The 23,784-nt window shown below is 73.9% G+C and carries 19 protein-coding genes; 15 read left to right on the plus strand and 4 right to left on the minus strand.

Translation table 11 applies throughout. The features are described from left to right. The first annotated feature begins 33 nt into the window (after positions 1-33). On the plus strand, positions 34-939 hold the full coding sequence (rsmI, locus tag ACFQ8Y_RS03125) for a 16S rRNA (cytidine(1402)-2'-O)-methyltransferase (RefSeq protein WP_430564144.1): 906 nt from the start codon (positions 34-36) through the stop codon (positions 937-939). A 64-nt stretch (positions 940-1,003) separates the two neighbouring features. Here the strand turns inward: rsmI and ACFQ8Y_RS03130 are convergent, their stop codons facing one another. The 3 genes from ACFQ8Y_RS03130 to ACFQ8Y_RS03140 form a co-directional block, all read right to left on the minus strand. After that, positions 1,004-1,597, minus strand: a complete 594-nt coding sequence (locus tag ACFQ8Y_RS03130) for an isochorismatase family protein (RefSeq protein WP_430584581.1) — start codon at positions 1,595-1,597, stop codon at positions 1,004-1,006. A gap of 30 nt (positions 1,598-1,627) precedes the next feature. Next, positions 1,628-1,849 (minus strand): hypothetical protein, encoded by a 222-nt coding sequence (locus tag ACFQ8Y_RS03135; protein ID WP_430548730.1) that lies wholly within the window; start codon positions 1,847-1,849, stop codon positions 1,628-1,630. A 108-nt stretch (positions 1,850-1,957) separates the two neighbouring features. Further along, positions 1,958-2,134: a hypothetical protein gene (locus ACFQ8Y_RS03140; protein ID WP_430584582.1), complete on the minus strand. Its 177-nt coding sequence runs from the start codon at positions 2,132-2,134 to the stop codon at positions 1,958-1,960. Positions 2,135-2,225: 91 nt separating this feature from the next. On the opposite strand from ACFQ8Y_RS03140, the gene ACFQ8Y_RS03145 reads away from it, so the two are divergent. The 8 genes from ACFQ8Y_RS03145 to ACFQ8Y_RS03180 all read left to right on the plus strand — a co-directional run bounded on the left by ACFQ8Y_RS03145 (position 2,226) and on the right by ACFQ8Y_RS03180 (position 12,694). Then, complete coding sequence (locus ACFQ8Y_RS03145) at positions 2,226-3,488, plus strand: PQQ-dependent sugar dehydrogenase (protein ID WP_430584583.1); 1,263 nt, start codon at positions 2,226-2,228, stop codon at positions 3,486-3,488. A 78-nt stretch (positions 3,489-3,566) separates the two neighbouring features. Next, positions 3,567-5,351: a methionine--tRNA ligase gene (metG, locus tag ACFQ8Y_RS03150; protein ID WP_430548733.1), complete on the plus strand. Its 1,785-nt coding sequence runs from the start codon at positions 3,567-3,569 to the stop codon at positions 5,349-5,351. A gap of 1 nt (position 5,352) precedes the next feature. After that, a complete protein-coding gene (locus tag ACFQ8Y_RS03155; RefSeq protein WP_430584584.1) occupies positions 5,353-6,267 on the plus strand; it encodes a TatD family hydrolase in 915 nt (304 codons plus the stop codon). 169 nt (positions 6,268-6,436) lie between these two features. After that, positions 6,437-7,558, plus strand: coding sequence for a ubiquitin-like domain-containing protein (locus ACFQ8Y_RS03160; RefSeq protein WP_430548735.1), 1,122 nt, complete (start codon positions 6,437-6,439; stop codon positions 7,556-7,558). Between the two features lie 220 nt (positions 7,559-7,778). Further along, positions 7,779-9,101: a transglycosylase family protein gene (locus ACFQ8Y_RS03165; RefSeq protein ID WP_430584585.1), complete on the plus strand. Its 1,323-nt coding sequence runs from the start codon at positions 7,779-7,781 to the stop codon at positions 9,099-9,101. A gap of 361 nt (positions 9,102-9,462) precedes the next feature. Further along, positions 9,463-10,824 carry a G5 domain-containing protein gene (locus tag ACFQ8Y_RS03170; RefSeq protein ID WP_430584586.1) on the plus strand — a complete coding sequence of 454 codons (1,362 nt, stop codon included), beginning with the start codon at positions 9,463-9,465 and terminating at the stop codon, positions 10,822-10,824. A 59-nt stretch (positions 10,825-10,883) separates the two neighbouring features. After that, positions 10,884-11,756 (plus strand): 16S rRNA (adenine(1518)-N(6)/adenine(1519)-N(6))-dimethyltransferase RsmA, encoded by an 873-nt coding sequence (gene rsmA / locus ACFQ8Y_RS03175; protein ID WP_430548738.1) that lies wholly within the window; start codon positions 10,884-10,886, stop codon positions 11,754-11,756. Continuing rightward, positions 11,753-12,694, plus strand: coding sequence for a 4-(cytidine 5'-diphospho)-2-C-methyl-D-erythritol kinase (locus ACFQ8Y_RS03180; protein WP_430548739.1), 942 nt, complete (start codon positions 11,753-11,755; stop codon positions 12,692-12,694). The genes rsmA and ACFQ8Y_RS03180 overlap by 4 nt, the downstream gene beginning before the upstream one ends. A gap of 259 nt (positions 12,695-12,953) precedes the next feature. On the opposite strand, the gene ACFQ8Y_RS03185 is transcribed toward ACFQ8Y_RS03180, so the two are convergent. Beyond that, on the minus strand, positions 12,954-13,949 hold the full coding sequence (locus tag ACFQ8Y_RS03185; protein ID WP_430548740.1) for an acetylxylan esterase: 996 nt from the start codon (positions 13,947-13,949) through the stop codon (positions 12,954-12,956). 148 nt (positions 13,950-14,097) lie between these two features. Here ACFQ8Y_RS03185 and ACFQ8Y_RS03190 point away from each other — a divergent pair, with 148 nt between their 5' ends. The 6 genes from ACFQ8Y_RS03190 (at position 14,098) to ACFQ8Y_RS03215 (ending at position 23,781) form a co-directional block, all read left to right on the plus strand. Continuing rightward, positions 14,098-15,345 (plus strand): ROK family protein, encoded by a 1,248-nt coding sequence (locus tag ACFQ8Y_RS03190; protein ID WP_430565032.1) that lies wholly within the window; start codon positions 14,098-14,100, stop codon positions 15,343-15,345. Positions 15,346-15,480: 135 nt separating this feature from the next. Then, positions 15,481-16,842, plus strand: coding sequence for an ABC transporter substrate-binding protein (locus ACFQ8Y_RS03195; protein WP_430548742.1), 1,362 nt, complete (start codon positions 15,481-15,483; stop codon positions 16,840-16,842). 4 nt (positions 16,843-16,846) lie between these two features. Beyond that, a complete protein-coding gene (locus ACFQ8Y_RS03200) occupies positions 16,847-17,785 on the plus strand; it encodes a carbohydrate ABC transporter permease (RefSeq protein ID WP_430584587.1) in 939 nt (312 codons plus the stop codon). After that, positions 17,785-18,705: a carbohydrate ABC transporter permease gene (locus ACFQ8Y_RS03205; protein WP_430548744.1), complete on the plus strand. Its 921-nt coding sequence runs from the start codon at positions 17,785-17,787 to the stop codon at positions 18,703-18,705. Before ACFQ8Y_RS03200 ends, ACFQ8Y_RS03205 begins: the two co-directional genes overlap by 1 nt. A gap of 45 nt (positions 18,706-18,750) precedes the next feature. Beyond that, entirely contained in the window at positions 18,751-21,816 is a 3,066-nt protein-coding gene (locus ACFQ8Y_RS03210) for an alpha-mannosidase (RefSeq protein WP_430584588.1), read from the plus strand. A gap of 81 nt (positions 21,817-21,897) precedes the next feature. Then, a complete protein-coding gene (locus ACFQ8Y_RS03215) occupies positions 21,898-23,781 on the plus strand; it encodes an ABC-F family ATP-binding cassette domain-containing protein (protein WP_430584589.1) in 1,884 nt (627 codons plus the stop codon). The last annotated feature ends 3 nt before the right edge of the window (positions 23,782-23,784 follow it).

Here is a 23,784-nt window from a genome sequence, read left to right on the forward strand (position 1 = left end):
GGTCATCGTAGGGGGCGTGCGACGCTGGTCACCATGACCCCCGAGCCCTCCGCCGCGCCGTCTCCCGACACCCGTCCAGCCCCGCACTCCGAGGCCGGGGCGGTCGTGCTCGCGGCGACGCCCATCGGGAACGCGGAGGACGCGTCGCCGCGGCTGCGCCGGCTGCTCGCGGAGGCCGACGTCGTCGCGGCCGAGGACACGCGCCGCCTGCACGCCCTGGCCGCGCGACTGGGCGTGACCGTGGCCGGGCGCGTGACGTCGTACCACGAGCACAACGAGGAGGCCCGCGCCGACGAGCTGCTCGACGTCGTCGCGGACGGCGGCACCGTGCTCGTGGTGTCGGACGCCGGAATGCCCGCGGTGTCCGACCCGGGCTACCGCGTGGTGGCCCGCGCCGTGGAGCGGGACCTGCGCGTGACGGCGGCCCCCGGTCCGTCGGCGGTGCTCACCGCGCTCGCCCTGTCCGGGCTGCCCACCGACCGGTTCACCTTCGAGGGGTTCGTGCCGCGCAAGGCGGGGGAGCGGTCGCGGTGGCTCGGCGCGCTCGCCGCTGAGCCGCGCACGATGGTCTTCTTCGAGGCGCCCCACCGGATCACCGACACGCTGCACGCCATGGCCGACGCGTTCGGGCCCGCCCGGCCCGCCGCCGTCTGCCGTGAGCTGACCAAGACGTACGAGGAGGTGCTCCGCGGCCCGCTCGCGGACGTCGTCGCCGAGGCCGACGCTCGCGCCGCGGGCGGCGAGGGGCTGCGCGGCGAGATCTGCGTCGTCGTCGGAGGCGCGCCCGCGGGTGCGGCTCCCAGCGTCGAGGACCTCGTGCCCGAGGTCCTGGCCCGCGTCCGCGCGGGGGAGCGGCTCAAGGCCGCCGTCGCCGACGTCGCCACCGCGGCCGGGGTGCCCAAGCGCGACCTCTACGCGGCCGCCCTCGCCGCGAAGTAGCTGCCGAGCATGCAGTTGCGCACGTCCTGAGCGCTCAGAACGTGCACGGGTGCATGTTCGGCCGTCAGGCGGCGGTCGAGGGGGTGAGCTCGACGCCGGCGGCGGCGAGCTCGGTGCGGGCCTGCTCGCCCTGCTCGGGGCTGACGGGGATGGTGAGGTCGGTGAGCACGCGCGTCGCCAGGCCCAGGCCGACGGCGTCGAGGGCGGTGCGCTTGACGCAGTGCGACTCGACGAGGCCGACGACGTCGACCGCCTCGACGCGGGCGTCGCGCAGCGCCTGCTCCAGCGTGCGGCCGTCCGCGTCCGTGCCCTCGAAGCCGGAGTAGCCGTGGGCGTACTGGCCCTTCTTCACGGACACGTCCGGGCGCAGGTCCGCGAGGGCGGGGTGCAGCTCGGCGTTCGGCGTGCCGGCGAGGCCGTGCGGCGGCCAGGAGTCGACGAAGTCGGGGTGGTCGCTGAAGTGGTCGCCCGGGTCCACGTGCCAGTCCTGCGTGGTCACGACGATCTCGTACCGGTCGCGGTGCGCGGCCGCGTAGGCCGCGACGTCCGCGGCGACCTGGTTCCCGCCGTCGACGGCGAGCTCGCCGCCCTCGCAGAACGTGGGCTGGACGTCGACGACGATCAGGGCGCGGACGGAGGCGGGCACGGCATCGCTCATGCCACCCAGCCTGCCACGGTGCGCGGCGGATCAGGGACCGTCGCCGCCACCACCTCCGCCGTCGAAGAATCCCCCGCCGTCCAGGTAGCCCATGCCGAACGCGTCCGCGGAGCGACGGTTGCGCATGTCCATCTTGTCGGGCTCGAGCCGGGGGTCCGCGGCCCAGGAGGGCGGGCGGCGCTCGGAGGGATCGAGGCGCGGCAGCTTCTCGCGGCGGTGGAACGTGGCCCTGAGCCTTGCGCTGAGATTCATGACGACTCCTCCGTCGGAACCGCAGTCCGAGAACCGTTCGTCAAGAGTAGGTCGCGAGTCGGTCGGGTGTCGACGACGGTCACCCGGGGCACCAGCGCCCCGGCCGCGTCAGCAGTAGCCGCCGCCCACGGAGCCGGGGCAGTAGAGCGGCTGGACGGCCATGGTGCCGGCAGCGGGCCGTCCGCGCTCCTCCGCAACAGAGAGGGGCGGGAGGCCCGGCCGCGCGGCGGGACGGGTCCGGCCGCCACGACGGAACAGGCGTCGCAGGCGTTCGGTGATCGACATCGCAGTCCCCCTTGACCGGTTCTTGGGGGAGAGCATGCCAGTCCGGCGGCTCGGTGTCGACGGTGGCGGCCGTGCGCAGCAGGATGGGGTCATGAGGCGCCATCCGACCCGCCGCCCGGCGGCCGCCGCCCCCGTCGCGGCGCTCGTGCTCCTGCTCGCGGCCTGCGGCGGCCCGGGCGACGACCCGGACCCGGCGACGCGGTCGTCGTCCCCGGAACCGACGGCGAGCGACACCCCTGCGAAGACCTCCGCGGCACCGGCGGCCACGCCCGACGTCTCGGTCGAGACAGTCGTCGACGGCCTCGACGTGCCCTGGGGGCTCGCCGCGCTGCCGGACGGCGCGCTGCTGATCAGCCTGCGCGACGAGGCCCGCCTGGTGGTCGTGGACCCCGACGCCGGCACGACGACGGACGTCACCGGTCCCGGCGCGGACGCGCTCGCCGCGCAGACCACCCCCGACGGCGAGGGCGGGCTGCTCGGCGTCGCGCGCGACCCGGGCTCGGGCGACGTGTTCGTCTACCGCACCGGCGCCGACGACAACGCCGTGCTGCGCGGCGCGCTGGACGGGACGGAGCTCGGCGGGCTCACGACCGTCCTCGACGGCATCCCGCGCGCCGGGCACCACGACGGCGGCGGGCTGGCGTTCGGCCCCGACGGCTTCCTCTACGTCGGCACCGGTGACGCGGGGGACGGGGAGGCGTCCCAGGACGCCGCGTCGCTCGCGGGCAAGATCCTGCGCGTCACGACCGACGGGGATCCGGCGCCCGGCAACCCCGACCCCGGCTCGCCGGTCTGGACCTTCGGCCACCGCAACGTGCAGGGCCTCGGCTGGGACGCCTCGGGCCGGATGTTCGCGAGCGAGTTCGGGCAGAACACGTGGGACGAGCTCAACCAGATCGAGGCGGGCGGCAACTACGGCTGGCCCGACGTCGAGGGGCCGGGCCTCGAGGGTCAGCCGCAGGCGGGCGACGGCACCGTCGCGCCGGTCGCCTGGTGGCCCACCTCCGACGCGTCGCCGTCCGGCCTGGCCGTGACCGACGACGCCGTGTACCTCGCCGGGCTGCGCGGCGAGCGGCTGTGGCGCGTGCCCTTCGGGAGCACGGCCTCTGGAGCGGACGAGGAGGACCCGAGCCCGGGGGCGAGCAAGGGCGCGGTCGACGCCGACGGGAGCGCCCGACCGCTCGGGGAGCCCCAGGCCCTGCTCGCGGGCGAGCTGGGCCGGCTGCGCAACGTGGCGCCCGTCGAGCCCGGGGGCGGGGACGCCGGTGGCCTGTGGGTGCTGACCAACAACACCGACGGCCGCGGCTCGCCGCGGGACGGCGACGACCGCCTGGTGCGGGTCACCTTCGGCTGACGGGCGGAGGCGGGCGGGCCGGAGCCGGGGTGCGGACGGCTCGGGACGCCCCGTCGCGCGGGCCCTAGAATCGCCCGCATGACCCACATCCTCTCGGCCGTGGCGTGGCCCTACGCCAACGGCCCGCGGCACATCGGCCACGTCGCCGGCTTCGGCGTTCCCTCCGACGTCTTCAGCCGGCACATGCGGATGGCGGGTCACGACGTGCTGATGGTCTCCGGCACGGACGAGCACGGGACGCCGATCCTCGTGCAGGCGGAGCAGGAGGGCGTGACGCCGCAGCAGCTCGCGGACCGCTACAACCGCGTCATCGTCGAGGACCTCACGTCGCTCGGGCTGTCCTACGACCTGTTCACCCGCACGACGACGCGCAACCACTACGCCGTCGTGCAGGAGATGTTCCGCACGGTGTACAAGAACGGCTACATGGTCGAGAAGACCACGATGGGCGCGATCTCCCCGTCCACCGGCCGCACGCTGCCCGACCGGTTCATCGAGGGCACGTGCCCCATCTGCGGGTACGACGGCGCGCGCGGCGACCAGTGCGACAACTGCGGCAACCAGCTCGACCCGATCGACCTGATCAACCCCCGCAGCCGCATCAACGGCGAGACGCCGAAGTTCGTCGAGTCGAACCACTTCTTCCTCGACCTGCCGGCGCTCGCGGACGCGCTGGGCGACTGGCTGCGCACCCGCACCGGCTGGCGCCCGAACGTGCTGAACTTCAGCCTCAACCTGCTCGACGACATCCGGCCGCGCGCCATGACGCGCGACATCGACTGGGGCATCCCGGTGCCGCTCGAGGGCTGGGAGGAGAACCCGACCAAGCGGCTGTACGTGTGGTTCGACGCCGTGATCGGGTACCTCTCGGCGTCGATCGAGTGGGCGCGGCGCACGGGCGACCCGGAGGCGTGGCGCGCGTTCTGGAACGAGGAGACGGCCCGCTCCTTCTACTTCATGGGCAAGGACAACATCACGTTCCACTCCCAGATCTGGCCGGCCGAGCTGCTGGCCTACGACGGGAAGGGCTCGCGCGGCGGCGCGCCGGGCCCGTACGGGACGCTGCAGCTGCCCACCGAGGTGGTCAGCTCGGAGTTCCTCAACGTCGAGGGGCAGAAGTTCTCCAGCTCGCGCGGCGTCGTCATCTACGTGCGCGACATGCTGGCGCGCTACCAGCCGGACGCGTTCCGCTACTACGTGGCGGCCGCGGGCCCGGAGAGCCAGGACGTCGACTTCACGTGGGACAGCTTCCTGCGCCGCACCAACGACGAGCTCGTGGCGGGCTGGGGCAACCTCGTGAACCGCACCGCGAGCATGGTGCACAAGAACTTCGGGCAGGTCCCGACGCCGGGCGAGCTGGCCGACGTCGACCGCGGCGTCCTCAAGTCGACGTCCGCGGCGTTCGGCACGGTCGGCGGGCTCATCGAGTCCAACCGGCAGCGGGCGGCGGTCGCGGAGGCCATGCGCGTGGTCGGCGACGTCAACCGGTACGTGTCGGAGACGGAGCCCTGGAAGCTCAAGACGGACCCGGACCGCCTCGCGACCGTGCTGCACACGGTCACGCAGGCCGTGAGCGACTGCAACACGCTGCTCAGCCCGTTCCTGCCGCACTCGGCCCAGCAGGTGCACGAGACCATGGGCGGCACCGGCACCTTCGCGCCCCAGCCGCGCATCGACGAGGTCACCGACCTCGACGACGAGACCCGGCAGTACCCGGTCATCACGGGCGACTACGACTTCCCCTCGTGGGAGTCGCGTCCCGTGACGCCGGGCACCGAGATCGCGAAGCCCACCCCCGTGTTCACCAAGCTCGACGACTCGATCGTCGAGGAGGAGCTCGAGCGGCTGCGCGAGAAGGCCTGAGGTGGGGCGCAAGCGCGAGCGCGGGTTCCCGGCGGAGCCCGCGCCCCTGCCGGTGCCCGTCGCCGACAACCACACGCACCTCGACGCGATCGCCGGGATCCTTCCCGACGGCGAGCCCGTCCCGACCGCTGCCGAGCACCTCGCCCGCGCGGCGGCGGCCGGCGTGGACCGGGTCGTGCAGGTGGGCTGCGACCTGCCGGGCATCGACTGGACCGTCGACCTGCTGGCGGCGGGTCACCCGGGCGTGCTCGCGGCCGTCGCGATCCACCCCAACGAGGCCGTGCTGCACGCCGGCGTCCGCGAGGTCGGCCCGGACGGGCTCGAGCCCGACCCGGCGCCCCACCACGGGGTGCCGCTCGACGATGCGCTCGACCGGGTCGCGGAGGTCGCGCGTTCGCACGATCGCGTGCGCGCGATCGGGGAGACGGGCATGGACCTGTTCCGCACCGGCCCCCTGGGCGAGGCCGTGCAGCGTGACGCGTTCCGCGCCCACGTCGCGCTGGCGAAGGAGCTCGGCCTGGCGCTGCAGATCCACGACCGCGACGCGCACGCGCAGGTGATCGACGTCCTGCTCGCCGACGGCGCCCCCGAGCGCACCGTCTTCCACTGCTACTCGGGCGACGAGGAGATGGCCGCGCTCGCGGCGGAGCACGGCTGGTTCCTCTCGTTCGCCGGCCCGGTGACGTACCCGAGGAACGACCACCTGCGGGCGGCGTTGCGCGCCGTGCCCCTCGAGCTGGTGCTGGTCGAGACGGACGCGCCGTACCTGCCGCCGCACCCGTACCGCGGGCAGCCGAACGCCCCGTACGTCGCGGCGCACACCGTGCGCGCGATGGCGGACGTCCTCGAGCGCCCGCTGGACGAGGTGTGCCGGACGCTCTCGGCGACGTCCGAGCGCGTGTACGGCACGTGGTGAGCCCCCGGGTGAGCGGTTCGTGAGCGGTCGAGGGCTTCCCCCCTGGTCACGGTTCCGTTACGGTCTGGTGCTCGTGCGGAGGTCGAGGACGGAGCGCGGGTCGGACACGGCGACGGCCCCGTCGTCGACCCCACGCCGCGGGGCCCTCTCGGGCCCCGCGCGTCACGTCGTGCACGGCACGGTGGTCCTGGCGCTGGTGGGCGGCACGGTCGCGGTCACGCAGGTGCACAAGACGATGACGATCGACTACGACGGCCACGTCGCGACCGTCGGCTCCTACGGTGCGTCGGTGGCCGACGTGCTGCGCTACCACCACATCCCGCTCGGCCCGGACGACCTGGTGCAGCCCGCGGCGTCGTCGCCCGCGGCGGACGGCGGCCAGGTCGTGGTCCGCTCGAGCCGTGAGGTGACGGTCGAGATCGACGGGGAGGTCACCACCTTCCCGACGACGGCGCACACGGTCGGCGAGCTCCTGGCGGCGCTCGGCCCCCGCGGGTCGGACGCCGTGACGTCGGCGTCGCGCACCGCTCCGCTGGACCGGACCCCTGTGCGGGTGTCGACCACGAAGACCGTGCAGGTGGCGGTGGACGGCCTGGTGCTGCCGATCCGCACGGCGCAGTCGACGGTCCGCGACGTGCTCGCGACCGCGGGCATCACGCTCGGCGAGCACGACCGCACGTCCGTGCCGCTCGGCGCGGCCGCCGTCGACGGGATGGTCGTCATGGTGAGCCGCGGGAACACGGACGCCGACCGGAAGACCGAGGTCATCCCGTTCGAGACGGAGCGCGTCGAGTCCGACGAGCTGCCGAAGGGGTACGAGGTGGTGCGCACGGCAGGCGTGCCGGGGGAGCGCGTCACGACCTACGAGGTGCGCACCCTGGACGGCGCCGAGGTGGAGCGCACCGTGGTCGACCGCGAGGTCACGCGCAAGCCGGTGGACGAGGTCGTCGTGGTGGGCACGCTCGAGGTCTCCACGGCCAACCCCGACCCGGGTTCCGCGAAGGCGATCGGCAAGGCGATGGCCGCCGAGCGCGGCTGGGGCGCCGACCAGTACACCTGCCTCGAGAAGCTGTGGGACAAGGAGTCGGGCTGGCGCTGGAACGCCGAGAACCCGTCCAGCGGCGCGTACGGCATCCCGCAGTCCCTCCCCGGCTCGAAGATGGCGACCGCCGGGTCGGACTGGCGCACCAACCCGTCGACGCAGATCGAGTGGGGCCTGGGCTACATCTCCGGGCGGTACGGCACCCCCTGCGGGGCCTGGAGCCACTCCGTGTCGGTGGGCTGGTACTGACCGCTGCCGGTCGAGCCCGCCGACACCGGGGTCGTGGTCCCGACATGCTCGGGCGACGTGTGAGACAGGTCACCCCGGTCGTGGCGACTTATCGGACAGCAGGGGACAGACGCGGGCATCCGTACCATAACCAGGCTTGGCCGATGGTCACGATCCGGTTACGGTCTTCGGAGCCACCGGATCGACCACGACCCCGACAGCCAGCCGGGACCCCGCCGTCGTGACCGGACCACACGACGACTGGACCTGTGTGAACCCCTCGAACGAGACTCCCCACTCCTCGGCCGAGTCGATGCCCGAGGCTGGGCCCGACGCAGCGGCCGCCTCCGCGACGACCGCCACGCGCCGTCGCCGTCGGCTCCCGCTCATCGCGGGTCTCGCCGCCGGCGCGCTCGTCGTCGCGGGCGGTGCGGCCACGGCCTACGAGAGCGCGCGCAAGAGCGTGACGCTCGACATCGACGGCGCGACGCGCACCGTCTCGACCTTCTCCGGCTCCGTCGCCGGCCTGCTGGACGCCCAGGGCGTCGAGGTGGGCGAGCGCGACGCCGTCACCCCGTCCGTCGACGCCGCCCTGCGCGACGGCTCGCAGGTCGTGGTCCGCTCCGGGCACGAGCTCACGGTGGACGTCGACGGCGAGCAGGACGACGTGTGGGTCACGGCGCTGGACGCCGAGGAGGCCCTGCGCGGCCTCGACGCCCGCGGTTCCGACGTCTCCCTCGTCGCCTCCCGCTCCGGCGACCGCGCGTCGCTGCCGCTGCAGCTCGACGCCGACCAGCCGGTCGCCGTCGTCGCGGACGGCACCACCACGGTGGTCGACGACGGCTCCGTCGGCCTGGAGGCGATCCTCCAGGGGCTCGGCCTGACCGCCGACGACGACGACCACGTCTTCGTCGAGCGTCAGACCGCCAAGACCGACGGCGACCCGGCGGTGCGCATCGTCATCGAGCGCATCGAGACGAAGAAGGTCACCAAGAAGGTCGCGGTGGACCACAAGGCGCGTACCGAGAAGGACGCCGACCGCTTCGCCGACCTGGGCACCAAGGTCGCCCAGGAGGGCAAGGACGGCGAGCGCACCCTCACGTACCGCGTGACCACGGTCGACGGCGACGTCGTCGCCAAGAAGAAGCTCTCGGACAAGGTGACGACCAAGCCGGTCACGGAGGTCGTCGTCGAGGGCACCAAGGCGCGCCCGGAGCCGGAGCCCGAGCCGGAGCCGAAGGAGAGCTCCTCCGGCAGCTCGTCCTCGTCGTCGAGCTCCTCGGGCTCGTCGTCCGGTTCGACGTCGAAGGCCACCGGCTCGGCGCCCGCGGGGGTGTGGGCCGACCTCGCCCAGTGCGAGTCGGGCGGCAACCCGGCGACGAACACCGGGAACGGCTACTACGGCCTGTACCAGTTCTCCGCGCAGACCTGGCACGCGATGGGCGGCTCCGGCCTCCCGTCGGAGAACTCTGCCGCCGAGCAGACGCGCCTCGCCAAGAAGCTGCAGGCGCAGTCCGGCTGGGGCCAGTGGCCCGGGTGCGCGGCCAAGCTCGGCCTGCTCTGACCTGACGTCCGTCGGGCCTCGTGCCCGCCGGCGTCGACCGACCGCCCGGGACGGCACCGCCGTCCCGGGCGGTCGTGCGTCGGGGCCCTGCGCGCGCCGGGCGGGCTGTGGGTCTCGTCACGACGCCGCCGGCAGATTAGGTCTCCGATAACGAATCGGTTACGGTCGGGTGTCCCGCGTGCGAGCCGTGCTCGACAGGTGTATGTGACGCGGGCCCTGAACCGCCGGATCGGTGGGTCGGAACTCGGCGCCCTCGGGCGCGGGGGCCGGGAGCGAGGCGCGAGCGCGCCGCCCCGGTGCGTGACGGGCCGCCGGCCCGCCCCCGACCACCGTGCCCGGACAGCACGACGACTGGACTCTCGTGACCCGCTCCCCCCAGACCTCTCCCGTGCCCGCCGTGCCGGACGCCGACACCGTCGCGCCCGCCACGACCCGCCCCCGCCGCCGCTGGCCGTTCCTGGCCGCCGCGACCGTCGCCGCGGTCGCCGTCGCCGGTGGCGCCGTCGCCTACGCCGACGCCCGCAAGACCGTCACGCTCGACGTGGACGGCGACGTGAAGACCGTGACGTCCTACTCGGGCTCCGTCGACGACCTGCTCACCTCCCAGGGTGTCGTCGTCGGCGACCGCGACCTCGTGACCCCGGCGGCCGGCGCCACGCTCGAGGACGGCTCCGACGTCGTCGTGCGCTCCGGCAAGGAGCTCAGCCTGCAGGTGGACGGCAAGGACACCGATGCCTGGGTCACCGCGCTCGACGCCGACGAGGCGCTCGACAGCCTCACCGCTCGCGGCGGCGACGTGCGCATCGTCGCCTCCCGTGACGGCGAGCGCGCCTCGCTGCCGGTGGACGTCGACACGGACGGCCCGGTGGCCGTGGTGCACGACGGCACGACCGACGTGGTCGAGGACGCGGAGGACGTCGAGGCCGTGCTGGCCGAGGCCGACGTGGAGCTCGGGAAGAACGACCGGGTGCACGTCACCGACGCCGCCAACGCCGAGGTGAAGAAGCACGTCGCCGCGGCCGTCGCGGACCAGCAGAAGCAGGCCGAGAAGCAGGCCGAGAAGCAGGCCACGAAGGACGGCGCGCAGACCGAGCAGGTCGCCGCCGAGGCCGCTGCCCCCGCGCCGCAGGTGGCCGTCGTCGTGCAGCGCGTCGAGACCAAGAAGGTCACGACCACCAAGGCCGTCGACCACAGGACGACGACCAAGAAGTCCGGCGACCGGTACTCCGACGTCGACGCGAAGGTCGTGAAGAAGGGCAAGGACGGCGAGCGCACGATCGTCCACCGGGTCACGACGGTCGACGGCAAGGTCGTGAAGAAGACCAAGGTCTCGGACGAGATCACCACCAAGCCCGTGACCCGCGTGCTGGTGAAGGGCACCAAGGAGCGCCCGGAGCCCGAGCCGAAGACGCCGTCCTACTCCGGCTCGACCCGGTCGATCGGCAAGCAGATGGCCGCGGCGCGCGGCTGGTCCGGCGAGCAGTGGTCCTGCCTCGAGTCGCTCTGGACCAAGGAGTCGGGCTGGAACGCCTCGGCGGCCAACCCGTCGTCCGGCGCGTACGGCATCCCGCAGTCGCTGCCGGGCTCGAAGATGGCGTCGGCCGGCTCCGACTGGCAGACCAACCCCGCCACGCAGATCGAGTGGGGTCTCGGCTACATCGCCGACGTCTACGGCACGCCGTGCGGCGCGTGGGGCCACTCGCAGTCGGTGGGCTGGTACTGAGCCGGCTCCCCGGCCGTCCCTGAGTCGTCGGCCGCGGGCCGACGAATAGACTCGCCCCCATGACGAACACCCCTGGCGCCCTGCTCGGCCCTGCGGAGATCCGCGAGCTGGCAGGGCGCCTCGGCGTCCGCCCCACCAAGCAACTCGGGCAGAACTTCGTGCACGACGGCGGCACGGTGCGCAAGATCGTGCGCGCCGCCGGTCTGCGGCCGGGGGAGCGCGTCGTCGAGATCGGCCCCGGGCTGGGGTCGCTGACCCTCGGGCTGCTGGAGGCCGGAGCGTCCGTCGTCGCGGTCGAGATCGACCCGGTGCTGGCGGGCCAGATCGTCGAGACCGTGCACCGGCACGCGCCCGGTGCGGACTTCGAGGTGGTGCCCGCCGACGCGCTCGAGGTCACCGAGCTGCCGGGGGAGCCGCCGACGGCGCTCGTCGCGAACCTCCCGTACAACGTGGCCGTCCCGGTGCTGCTCACGTTCCTGCAGCGGTTCCCGAGCCTGGAGCGCGTGCTCGTCATGGTCCAGGCCGAGGTGGCCGACCGCCTCGCGGCGGGGCCCGGGTCGCGGACCTACGGCGTGCCGTCGGTCAAGGCGGCCTGGTACGCCGACACGCGCCGGTCGCTCAACGTCAGCCGGCACGTGTTCTGGCCGGAGCCCAACGTGGACTCCGCTCTCGTGGCGCTGGAGAAGCGCGAGCCCCCCGTCACGACCGCGACGCGCGAGCAGGTCTTCGCCGTCGTCGACGCCGCGTTCGCCCAGCGTCGCAAGACGCTGCGCGCCGCCCTGTCCGGCACGTTCGGGTCCGGTGTCGCCGCAGAGGAGGCGCTGCGCGCCGCGGGCGTCGACCCCGGGCTGCGCGGCGAGCGGCTCGAGGTCACGGACTTCGCGCGGATCGCCGAGCAGCTTCCGGTCGCGGCGGGCACGGTGGACGCGTGACGCATCTCGCCGCCGCCCCGTCGCCGTCCGTCCGCGTCCGCGCGCCCGGCAAGGTCAACCTGTCGCTGCGCGTCGGCGCGCGCCAGGCCGACGGCTACCACCCGTTGTCGACGATCTTCCAGGCCGTGGCCCTCTACGAGGAGGTGACCGCCACGCAGGTGCCGGAGGGTGCCGGCGTGACGATCACCGTGGACGGCCCGCAGGCCGAGCTCGTGCCCGTCGACGGCACGAACCTCGCCTGGCGCGCCGCCGAGGCGCTGGCGGCCCAGGTCGGCGTCGCGCCGGACGTGGCGCTGCACCTGGCCAAGGGCGTGCCCGTCGCCGGGGGCATGGCGGGCGGGTCCGCGGACGCGGCGGCCACCCTGGTGGCGTGCGACGCGCTGTGGCAGACCGGCCTGAGCCGCGACGACCTCGCGTCGCTCGCCGCGGAGCTCGGCTCGGACGTCCCCTTCGCCCTCCTCGGGCACACCGCCGTCGGGACCGGTCGCGGTCACCTGCTGACTCCCGCCATGGCCCGCGGCGAGTTCCACTGGGTGTTCGCGGCCCAGGCCGAGGGCCTGTCCACCCCCGCCGTCTACGGCCGCTTCGACGAGCTGGCCGGCCCGGACGGGGCCGCCGACGAGCCGGGGCTCGACGAGGACACCGGTCTGATGCAGGCGCTGCGCGCCGGCGACGCGCACGCCCTCGGGCGGGCCCTGCACAACGACCTCCAGGCCGCGGCGCTCTCGCTGCGCCCCGAGCTGGAGCGCACCATCGCCGTCGCGGACGAGGCGGGCGCGCTAGGCGCGTTCGTCTCGGGCTCCGGGCCGACCGTCGCCGCGCTCGCCCGGTCGCGCCAGCACGCGCTGGCCGTCGCCGCGTCCTGGACGGCTGAGGGTGCCGCCGACTCCGTGTGGTGCACCTCGGGCCCCGCGCACGGCGCCCGCCTCCTCCCGTGACGCCGAGGTAGCTCCACCTCTGCCGAGGTAGTTCCACCTCTGCCGAGGTAGTCCGCATCCCGGCGAGGTAGCTGGCCCTTGGTGGTCATCATGGGCGATATCTCCCTGATGCCCGGACTACCTCGGCACCTCTCGTACTACCTCGCGGAGACCCGAGCTACCTCGGCACCTCTCGTGCTACCTCGCGGAGACCCGAGCTACCTCGGCAGGTCTCGTGCTACCTCGCGGGGGTCCGGGCTACCTGGGCGGTCGGGGGCGGTCAGACGTGCTTGGCCAGCCAGGCGAGGGTCGGGGCGAAGCGGTAGCCCTGGCCGCCCTCGTGGCGGTTGTAGGGGTACACGTCGATCGCCGTGTCCGGCGCCGTCTCGCCCAGCGCGCCCCACTGGTTGTACGCGGCGTACACGGTCGACGGCGGGCAGACGTCGTCGCGCAGGGCGGTCGAGAACAGCGCGGCCGCGCGGGCGCGGCGGGCGAACGAGACGCCGTCGAGGTAGGAGAACGTGCGCCAGACGGCGTCCTCGTGCTCGCGGTGCACGGACAGGTACTGCGTGATCTCGCCGTACGGGAACGCGTCGGAGATCTGCACGGCGCGGCGGTAGTGGCACAGGAACGGCACGTTCGGCACGGCGGCGGCGACGTCGGGCACCAGGCCGGCGACGGCGATCGCGATGCCGCCGCCCTGGCTCGTGCCGGCGACGGCGACGCGCGCGGGGTCGATCCCCTCCACGCGGCGCACGGCGTCCACGGCCCGCACGCCGTCGGTGAAGACGCGCCGGTAGTAGTGCTCGTGCGGGTCGAGGACGCCGCGCGTCATGAAGCCGGGAGAGGCCGGGCCGCTGCCCACCGGGTCCGGGGTGTCGCCGCCGTGGCCCCAGCCGGAGCCCTGGCCGCGGGTGTCCATGACGAGGTGCGCGTAGCCCGCGGCGGCGGGGCCCAGGTGGTCGTGCGCCAGCCCGCGCCCGCCGCCGTAGCCGACGAACTCGACGACGGCGGGCAGCGGTCCGTCGGCCGCCGCGTCGTGGCGCGCGGGTCGGGTCAGCCACGCCTTGACCGGCTGCCCGTCGAAGCCCGGGAACGTCACGTCGTCCACCACGAGCTCCGTGAGTCCGGTGTCCGCCCGCTCCAGCGTCGGGCCGTCGTCGTGCGCGCGGGACTCGACGAGGGTCTGCGACCAGAACGCGTCGAAGTCGGCGGGCTCGTCGATCTCGGGCACATACGTCTCGAGCTCGGCGACGGGCAGGTCGAACTGGGCCATCGGGTTCCTCCGGGGACTTCCTGCGGGACCTCCCGCAGCGGTGCGGTGTCGGGCTGCACTGTAGCCGGGACGGCCGGGGCCGCGGGAGAACGCTTCCCCTCCCGGACGTCTACGCTGCAACCACTCGGACGGGCGAGGTGAGGACACGGTGCGACGCGGGACCAACCTGCCGCGGGTGGGCGACTTCAACCAGATGGTCGTGCTCGACCAGGTACGGCGGGCGTCCGGCGGCACGAGCCGCAGCGAGCTCGCGGCGAGCTCCGGGCTGTCCCTCCAGGCGGTGTCGAACATCGTGGCGCGGCTCATCGCGCTGGGGTACGTCGTCGAGGGGGAACGCCGGGCCGAGGGCCGGGGCAAGCCCCGCACCATGCTCTACCTCGAGCCGCAGGGCGCGTTCGCGCTGGGCGTGCACATCGACCCGGTGGTGGTGACGTCGGTGCTCGTGGATCTCGACGGCCGCACCGTGGAGAAGGTCGTCGAGCCGACGCCGGCCGGACCGGGGGCGGTGGCCGAGGCCGTCGCCGCGGCAGCCGCCGCGATGCTCGAGCGGGCCGGCGTCGACCGCTCCGCCGTCCTCGGGCTGGGGGTGGCGGCGCCGGGGCCGGTGGACCTCGCCGCCGGCACGGTGATCCGCCCGCCGCTCCTGGACGGCTGGGAGGAGGTGCCGGTGCGCGACCTGCTGGCCGCCGCGACGGGGTTCGACGTCGTGCTGGACAAGGACGTGTCGGCGGCGATGGTGGCGGAGCTGTGGCGCGGCAACCGGATGCTGCGCGGCACGTCCCTCTTCTTCTACACGGGCTTCGGCGTCGCCGTCGCGGTGGCGCACGACGGCGAGCTCCTCGCGGGGTCGTCGCGCAACGCCGGTGAGGTCGGCCACCTGGTGGTCGACAACGACGGCCCGCTGTGCGGCTGCGGCCAGCGGGGGTGCATCGGCGTCTCCGCCGCCCCCGCGACGCTGGTGGCCGAGGCCGTCGCGGGCGGCGTGCTCCCCCCGGGCACCCCGGCGTCGACGCCGGCCGAGCTCGACGCGGCCCTCACGACGCTGTGCCGGGCCGCCGCGGACGGCGACGCGGTCGCCGCGGGGATCCTCGCGACGTCCGCGCGGCGGGTCGCGCGCGGGATCACCGTGGTGGCCGACCTCGTGGACGCGGAGGTCGTCGTCTTCGGCGGCCCGGCGTGGGCGCGGCTGGCCCCCCACTACCTGCCCGTCGTGCGGCGGGAGCTCACGGTGCAGGCGACGTTGCGCGAGGTGCACGCCGTCGAGGTGCTGGGGTCCGCCGTCGGCGACCACGTCGGCGCGGTGGGGGCGGCGAGCCTGGTGCTCGACGGGCTGTTCACGCCGCGTCCCTCCGGGCTCGTCGGCGGGGGCGCGGCGCGCGCTCTCGTGCGCCCGTAGCCCGCGGGCGCCCCACCGAGGACCGACCTCGAACCGCCGGGCCGGCATGCTTGACAGCAATAACTCAATTCGCTTGAGTTATTCGTGTCAGCCGGCCCGGCGTCGTCGGGCCACTCATGTGGGCAAAGGAGCAGCATGCGACTGGCACGACACCTCGCCGCGGGGACCGCGGTCACGGCGCTCGTCCTCACCCTTGGAGCCTGCGGCTCGGGGGGCGGCGAGGGCAGCAGCGGGGACGCGACGATCAAGATCGCGTACCAGAAGTTCGGGAACTTCACCCAGGCCGACGAGCTGTTCAAGGACGTCAAGGCCGAGTACGAGAAGGAGAACCCGGACGTCACGATCGAGCTCGTGCCGATCGAGGCCAGCCAGAACGACTACTTCACGAAGCTCGCGCTCATGAACCGCGCGCCCGGGACGGCGCCCGACCTCATGTACGAGGACACGTTCATGATCAAGTCGGACGTCGAGGCGGGGTACCTGCTGCCGATGGACGACTACCTCGCCGAGTGGGACGACTGGGGCCAGTTCGTCGACCAGGCCAAGCAGGCCGGGCTGGGCGACGACGGCAAGACCTACGGCGTCCCCATGGGCACGGACACGCGCGGGCTGTGGTTCAACAAGGAGGTGCTCGCGAAGGCGGGGCTGCCCGAGGACTGGGCCCCGAAGACCTGGGACGAGCTCCTCGAGGCCGCCCGGGCGATCAAGAAGGCGGACCCGGAGGTCATCCCGCTCAACGTCTACTCGGGCAAGCCGATGGGCGAGGGCTCCACCATGCAGGGCTTCGAGATGCTGCTGTACGGCACGGGCGGCACGCTCTACGACACCGGCGCGTCGAAGTGGATCGTCGGGTCGCAGGAGTTCGTCGACTCGCTCGACTTCATCAAGACGATCTACACCGAGGGACTCGCGCCGACGCCGCAGCAGGCGCTCGACCCGAACGTCGGCAACACGGTCTCGGCCGAGTGGCTCCCGAAGGGCAAGCTCGGCATCTCCCTCGACGGGTCCTGGATGCCCGGCACCTGGCTCGAGGCGGGCACGGCGCCCTGGCCCGAGTGGACCGACGTCATGGGCACGGCCGCGATGCCCACCCAGGACGGCCAGGCCCCCGGCGCGGTGAGCATGTCGGGCGGCTGGACGATGGCGATCGGCTCCGGGTCGAAGAACCCCGACGTGGCGTTCGACGTCATCACCCACGCGCTCGACAAGGAGAACTCGCTGCGGTACGCGATCGACAACAGCCAGATCGCGGTGCGCACCGACGTCGCCGAGGAGCCCTCGTACTCCGAGGCGAACCCGACGGTGCCGTTCTTCTCCGACCTCGTCGAGGTGACGAACTTCCGCCCCGCCACCTCCGACTACGCGCAGATCTCCAACGCGATCCAGGTGGCGATGGAGTCGGTCATGACCGGGCAGCAGACCCCGGAGGAGGCCGCGGCCGTGTACGACAAGGCCGTGATCGCCCAGGTCGGCGAAGAGAACACGACGAACGGCTGACGACGTGACCGCCACCCTCGCCCCCGCCCCCGTCGGCGGGCCGGGGGCGGGGCCGTCGCCGGTGCGGCGCGCGCACGCGCGCCGCACCGCCGGCCGCCTCGTCCCGATGCTGCCCGCCGTCGCCCTGCTCGCGCTGTTCATGCTCGGCCCCGTCGTGTGGTCGTTCTACGGGTCGTTCACCAACGCGGCCCTCACCGGCCCGAACGCCCTCGCCCCCGAGTGGGTCGGACTGGACAACTACGTCGCGCTGCTCGCCGACCCCGACTTCCCGAAGGCCCTGTGGCTCACGGTGCTGTTCGTCATCGCGTCCGCGGTGATCGGGCAGAACGTGGCCGGCCTCGGCCTCGCGATGCTCATGCGCTCCGCGCTCAAGCCCGTGCGGGCGGTCGTCTCGACGCTCGTCGTGACGGCGTGGGTGCTGCCCGAGATCGTCGCCGCCTTCGCCGCCTACGCGTTCTTCCACGCGGACGGCACGCTCAACTCGCTGCTGGCGGGCGTGGGGGTCACCGGCCCCGACTGGCTCTTCGAGTACCCGATGCTCGCCGTCATCCTCGCCAACGTCTGGCGGGGCACGGCGTTCTCGATGATGGTCTACTCCGCCGCGATCGCGGAGGTGCCGCCCGAGATCACCGAGGCCGCGACGGTCGACGGGGCGAACGCTGCCCAGCGCCTGGTGTGGGTCACGCTGCCCACGATCCGGCGCAGCATCTCGACCAACCTCATGCTCACGACGCTGCAGACGCTGTCCGTGTTCACCCTCATCTACGTGATGACGGGCGGCGGCCCCGGCACCGACAGCTCCACGCTGCCGATCCTCGCCTACCAGGAGGCGTTCAAGTTCGCCCAGGTCGGCTACGGCACGGCGATCGCGACCGTGATGCTGGTGATCGGCGCCGTCTTCTCCGTCGTGTACATCCGCAGCCTGAAGCCGGAGGTCGACTGATGGCCCAGACCGCAGCCCCCGCGTCCGTCCCTTCCCCCGTGCCCGACGTCGCCGGCGCGCCCCCCGCACGACGGCGGGCGACGCCGTCGGTCGCCGCCCCCGGGCCGCGCGCCGCGCGCGTGCTGTCGAACGTCGTGCTGGTCGTCGTGGGGCTGTGCTTCCTGCTGCCGCTCGGCTGGATCGTGCTGGCGTCGCTGGACCCGAGCGCCACGCTCGCCGTCCGGCTGCCCGAGACGTTCACGCTCGAGAACTTCACGGCCGTCATGACCCCCGAGCAGACGTGGGTGCCGCTGGCGAACGCGTTCGTGCTGTCCGCGGGCACCGGGCTCATCACCGTGGTCGCGTCCGTGCTGGCGGCGTACCCGCTGTCGCGCTACCGGATGCGCTTCAACAAGCCGTTCCTGTACGCCGTGCTGTTCGGCACCTGCCTGCCGATCACGGCGATGATGGTGCCGGTCTACTCGCTGTTCGTGCGGCTCAACCTGCTCGACTCGCTGGCCGGCACCACGTTCTTCATGGCCGCGACGTCGCTGCCGATGGCGATCTGGATGACCAAGAACTTCATGGACTCCGTGCCGATCTCCCTCGAGGAGGCGGCGTGGACCGACGGCGCGTCGGCCATGACCACGCTGCGCACCATCGTGCTGCCGCTCATGCGGCCCGGCATCGCCGTCGTCTTCATCTTCGTGTTCATCCAGGCGTGGGGGAACTTCTTCGTCCCCTTCGTGCTGCTGCTGACCCCGGAGAAGCAGCCGGCGGCCGTGAGCATCTTCGCGTTCTTCGGCCAGTACGGCTCGGTCGCCTACGGCCAGCTCGCGGCCTACTCGATGCTCTACGCCCTGCCCGCCGTCGGCCTGTACGTGCTCGTCTCGCGGCTGTCCGGCGGCTCGTTCGCGCTCGCCGGCGCCGTCAAGGGCTGACCGAGCCCCGTTCCACCGCCCGCACCGTCACCAGGAGCCTGATCCATGCACGACACCACCGCCCGCACCACCGCGCGCCTCGAGCGGTTCACCCGCGACTGGCTGGAGCCCGCCGTCCTGCGCGAGACCCGGCCGCTCGACGTCGAGGCGTGGACCGTCGGCGGGGAGCCCGTGCCCTTCGCCGACGCGGTCGCGGCGACCTACGCGCCGTTCGCCCTCGGCAGCCCCTGGGGGCGGCCGTGGGACACGACGTGGTTCCACGTGACCGGAGCCGTCCCGACCGAGTGGTCCGGCGACGCGGCGCCCGAGGGCACGCGCGTCGAGCTCGTCGTCGACCTGGGGTTCACCGGCGCCGGACCGGGCTTCCAGGCCGAGGGCACCGCCTGGACCCCGGAGGGCCGGATCGTCAAGGCCGTCGAGCCGCGCAACCAGCACGTGCCGCTCGTCGCGGGGCAGGCGCTCGACGCCGACGGCCGCGTCGACCTCTACGTCGAGGCCGCCGCCAACCCCGACGTGCCGGGCGGCGCCTGGACCCGGCCCACGCCGATGGGCGCCTGGGAGACGTGCGGGCCCGACCCGATCTACGCGCTGCGGACGATGCACGTCGCGCTCGTCGACGAGACGGCCTGGGAGCTGCTGCAGGACGTGCGCGCCCTGCACGGCCTGGTGCGGGTGCTGCCCGGCACGAGCCCCCGCGCGGCCGAGGTGCTGCGCGCGCTGGAGGACATGCTCGACGCCGTCGACCCCGACGACGTCGCCGGCACCGCCGCCGCGGGTCGTGCGGCCCTCGCGCCGGCCCTGGCCGCCCCGGCCACGGCGTCGGCGCACCGCGTGCACGCCGTCGGCCACGCCCACATCGACTCCGCGTGGCTGTGGCCCACCCGCGAGACGGTGCGCAAGTGCGCGCGCACGTTCTCCAACGTGCTGTCGCTCATGGACGAGGACCCGGACGTGCGGTTCGCGTGCTCGTCGGCGCAGCAGTACTCGTGGGTCCAGGAGCACTTCCCGGAGCTGTTCGAGCGGATCCGCGAGCGCGTGCGCGAGGGCCGGTTCGTGCCCGTGGGCGGCATGTGGGTGGAGTCCGACACGAACATGCCGGGCGGCGAGGCGCTGGCCCGCCAGCTCGTGGCCGGCAAGCGGTACTTCATCGAGGAGCTGGGCGTGGAGCCGAAGGAGGTCTGGCTGCCGGACTCCTTCGGGTACACGGCCGCCCTGCCGCAGCTCGCCCGGCTGGCGGGCAGCGACAACTTCCTCACGCAGAAGATCTCGTGGAACGACACCAACCGGATGCCGCACCACACGTTCTGGTGGGAGGGCATCGACGGGTCGCGCGTCTTCACGCACTTCCCGCCGGTCGACACGTACAACTCCGACCTGTCGGCGGAGGAGCTCGACCGCGCCGAGCGGCAGTACGCCGAGAAGGGCCGCGCCAACACGTCGCTCGTGCCGTTCGGTTACGGCGACGGTGGCGGCGGCCCCACCCGCGAGATGGTCGCGGCCGCGCGGCGCACCCACGACCTGGAGGGGTCGCCGCGGGTGGAGCTGTCCGACTCGCAGACCTTCTTCGACGCGGCCCGGGCGGAGTACGCGGACCCGGCCACGTGGACGGGGGAGATGTACCTCGAGTACCACCGCGGCACCTACACGTCGCAGGCCCGCACCAAGCGCGGCAACCGGCGCAGCGAGCACCTGCTGCGCGAGGCCGAGCTGTGGGCCGCGACCGCGGCCGTGCGGACCGGCGCCGACTACCCGGCCGAGCGGCTGCAGCGGCTCTGGCGCACGGTGCTGCTGCAGCAGTTCCACGACATCCTGCCGGGGTCGTCCATCGCCTGGGTGCACCGCGAGGCCGAGCGGAACTACGCCGAGGTCGCCCGTGAGCTCGAGGAGATCGTCGCCGAGGCGCTGCGGGCGCTGGTCGGGGAGGGTGACCGGACGGTGGCCGCGAACGCCGGGCCGTTCGCGCGCGACGGCGTCGCCGCGCTCGGCGCCGCGGCCCTCGACGCCCCGCGCGGCGCGGGCACCGTGGCACCGGTGGCCGACGGCGACGGCTGGGTGCTGGAGAACGACCTGGTGCGCGTCGTCGTCGACCCGGACGGGCACGTCGTCTCGGCGGTCGACCGGGCGAGCGGGCGCGAGGCGGTGCTGCCCGGCGCGAAGGCGAACCTGCTCCAGCTGCACCGCGACGTCCCCAACGAGTGGGAGGCGTGGGACATCGACGAGCACTACCGGCGCGCCACCACCGACCTCGTCGCGGCGGTGAAGGCCGAGGTGGCCGAGGGTGCGTCCGGGCCGGTCGTGCGCGTGCTGCGGGAGTTCGGCTCCTCGCGCGTCGAGCAGGACCTCGCGCTCCCCGTCGACGGGCGCGGGCTGCGCATCACGACCCGCGTCGACTGGCACGAGCGGCAGAAGCTGCTCAAGCTCGCGTTCCCGCTCGACGTGCGCGCCGAGCGTGCGACGTCGGAGATCCAGTTCGGGCACGTGCACCGGCCCACGCACGTCAACACCTCCTGGGACCACGCGCGGTTCGAGACCGTCGCGCACCGGTGGGTGCACGTGGGGGAGCCCGGCTTCGGCGTGGCCGTCGCGAACGACTCGACCTACGGGCACGACATCACCCGCACCCGGGCCGACGACGCGACCGACGCGCAGGGCGCCCGCGGTACCACCGTGCGCCTCTCGCTGCTGCGCGCGCCGAAGTTCCCCGACCCCGACGCGGACCAGGGCGAGCACGAGCTGACCTGCGAGCTGGTCGTCGGCGCCGGCATCGACGACGCCGTGCGCCACGGCTACGCGCTCAACCTGCCCGAGCGCGTCGTCACCGGCGACCGCGGCATCGAGCCGCTGGTCACCGTCGACGACGACGCGGTCGTCGTCGAGGCGGTCAAGCTGGCCGAGGACGGCAGCGGCGACGTCGTCGTGCGCCTCTACGAGAGCCGCGGCGGGCGCGCGCGGGCGCGCGTCGCGCCGGCGTTCGCGCACGCGTCCGTCGAGGTGACCGACCTGCTCGAGCGCCCGCTGGCGGGCGCGGCCGGCACCCCCGCGCGCGACGGCGACGCCGTGCTGCTGGAGATGACGCCGTTCCAGGTGGTCACGCTGCGCGTGCGGCGCTGACCGCCCGGCGCGCGATCCGTCGCGGTGTCCGGCCGCACACCGTGACGGATCGCGTGCCCGCTTGGCGACTACCCTCGTCGGGTGGCACATCTCCTCGGCGCGGACGGCATCGCGCTGACCATCGGCACCCGCACCCTCCTGCGCGACGTCTCGCTCGGGCTCGACGACGGCGACCGCATCGGCGTCGTCGGCCCCAACGGGGCCGGCAAGTCGACCCTGCTGCGTCTGCTCGCGGGCACGCAGGCCCCCGACGCCGGGCGCGTCACCCGGGTGGGCGGCTCGCGCCTCGGCATGCTCGTCCAGCGCGACGTGGACGACGACGCGGCGACGATCCGCGACCTCGTGCACGGCGACGACGCGACGCACGAGTGGGCGTCCGACGCGCGCATCCGCAACGTGCACGCCGGCCTGCTGGCCGACCTCGACCTCGACCAGCCGGCGTCCACCCTCTCCGGCGGGCAGCGGCGTCGCGTGGCGCTCGCGGCCCTGCTCGTCGAGGACCCGGACGTCCTGCTCCTCGACGAGCCCACCAACCACCTCGACGTCGAGGGCGTCGCCTGGCTGGCCGAGCACCTCGCCGCCCGCTACGGCCGGCCGGGCGCCACGGGCGCGCTCGTCGTCGTCACCCACGACCGCTGGTTCCTCGACGCGGTCTGCTCGCGCACGTGGGAGGTGCGGGGCGACGGCTCCGGCGGCGTCGACGGGTACGACGGCGGGTACGCGGCCTACATCCTGGCGCGCGCCGAGCGCGCCCGGCAGGCCGCCACCGCGGCCGAGAAGCGCAACAACCTGCTGCGCAAGGAGCTCGCCTGGCTCAAGCGCGGCGCGCCCGCCCGCACCTCCAAGCCGAAGTTCCGCCTCGACGCCGCGGCCGCGCTCATCGACGACGAGCCGCCGCCGCGCGACACCCTCGAGCTCACCCAGATGGCCACCCGCCGCCTGGGCAAGGACGTGCTCGACCTCGAGGACGTCACCGTCACCGTCCCCGCGCGGGACGGCCACGAGGCCGGGCCGCGCGACGCGGCCGGGCGGCGCGTGCTGCTCGACGACGTCACGTGGCGCCTCGGCCCCGGCGACCGGTACGGCGTCGTCGGCGTGAACGGCGCGGGCAAGACGACGCTGCTCTCGCTGCTCGCCGGGCGGCGCGAGCCCGACTCCGGTCGGGTGCGGCGCGGCAAGACGGTGCACGTCGCGGAGCTCACCCAGGACGTCGGCGAGCTCGACGACGTCGGGCACCTCACCGCCGTGCAGGTCGTGGACCGCGAGAAGCGCACCGTCGTCGTCGACGGCAAGGAGCTCACCGCCGGGCAGCTCACCGAGCGTCTCGGCTTCACCCGCGAGCGGGCGCACACCATCGTGCGCGACCTGTCCGGAGGCGAGCGGCGGCGCCTCCAGCTGCTGCGGCTCCTCGTCTCGGAGCCGAACGTGCTGCTGCTCGACGAGCCCACGAACGACCTGGACACCGACACCCTCGCCGCCGTCGAGGACCTGCTCGACGGGTGGCCCGGCACGCTGATCGTCGTCTCCCACGACCGATACCTGCTGGAGCGGGTGTGCGACCGGCAGTGGGCGCTGCTCGGCGACGGCGCGCTGCGGGACCTGCCGGGCGGCGTGGAGCAGTACCTCCAGCTGCGCCGGGCGGGCACCTCGGGCCCGTCGGCGGACGCCGCCTCACCGGGCGCCCCGCCGGCCGCGACCGGGACCGCCGGTTCCGCGGCGCGACCTGCGACGACGCCGCCCGGGGCCTCCGCGGCGGAGGTGCGGGCCGCCAAGAAGGAAATCTCACGGATTGAGCGGAGGTTGGCTCGGATCGCGGACGAGGAGAACACTCTGCACGAGCAGATCGCCGCCGACCCGACGGACTACACCGCGGTGGCGGCCCTCGACGAGCGCCTCCGGGAGCTCGGCGCCGAGAAGGAGGAGCTCGAGATGGCCTGGTTGGAGTCCGCCGAGGTGGCCGGATGATCG

Source organism: Isoptericola sp. NPDC056605, from assembly GCF_042792795.1.
Taxonomy (GTDB): Bacteria; Actinomycetota; Actinomycetes; order Actinomycetales; family Cellulomonadaceae; genus Isoptericola.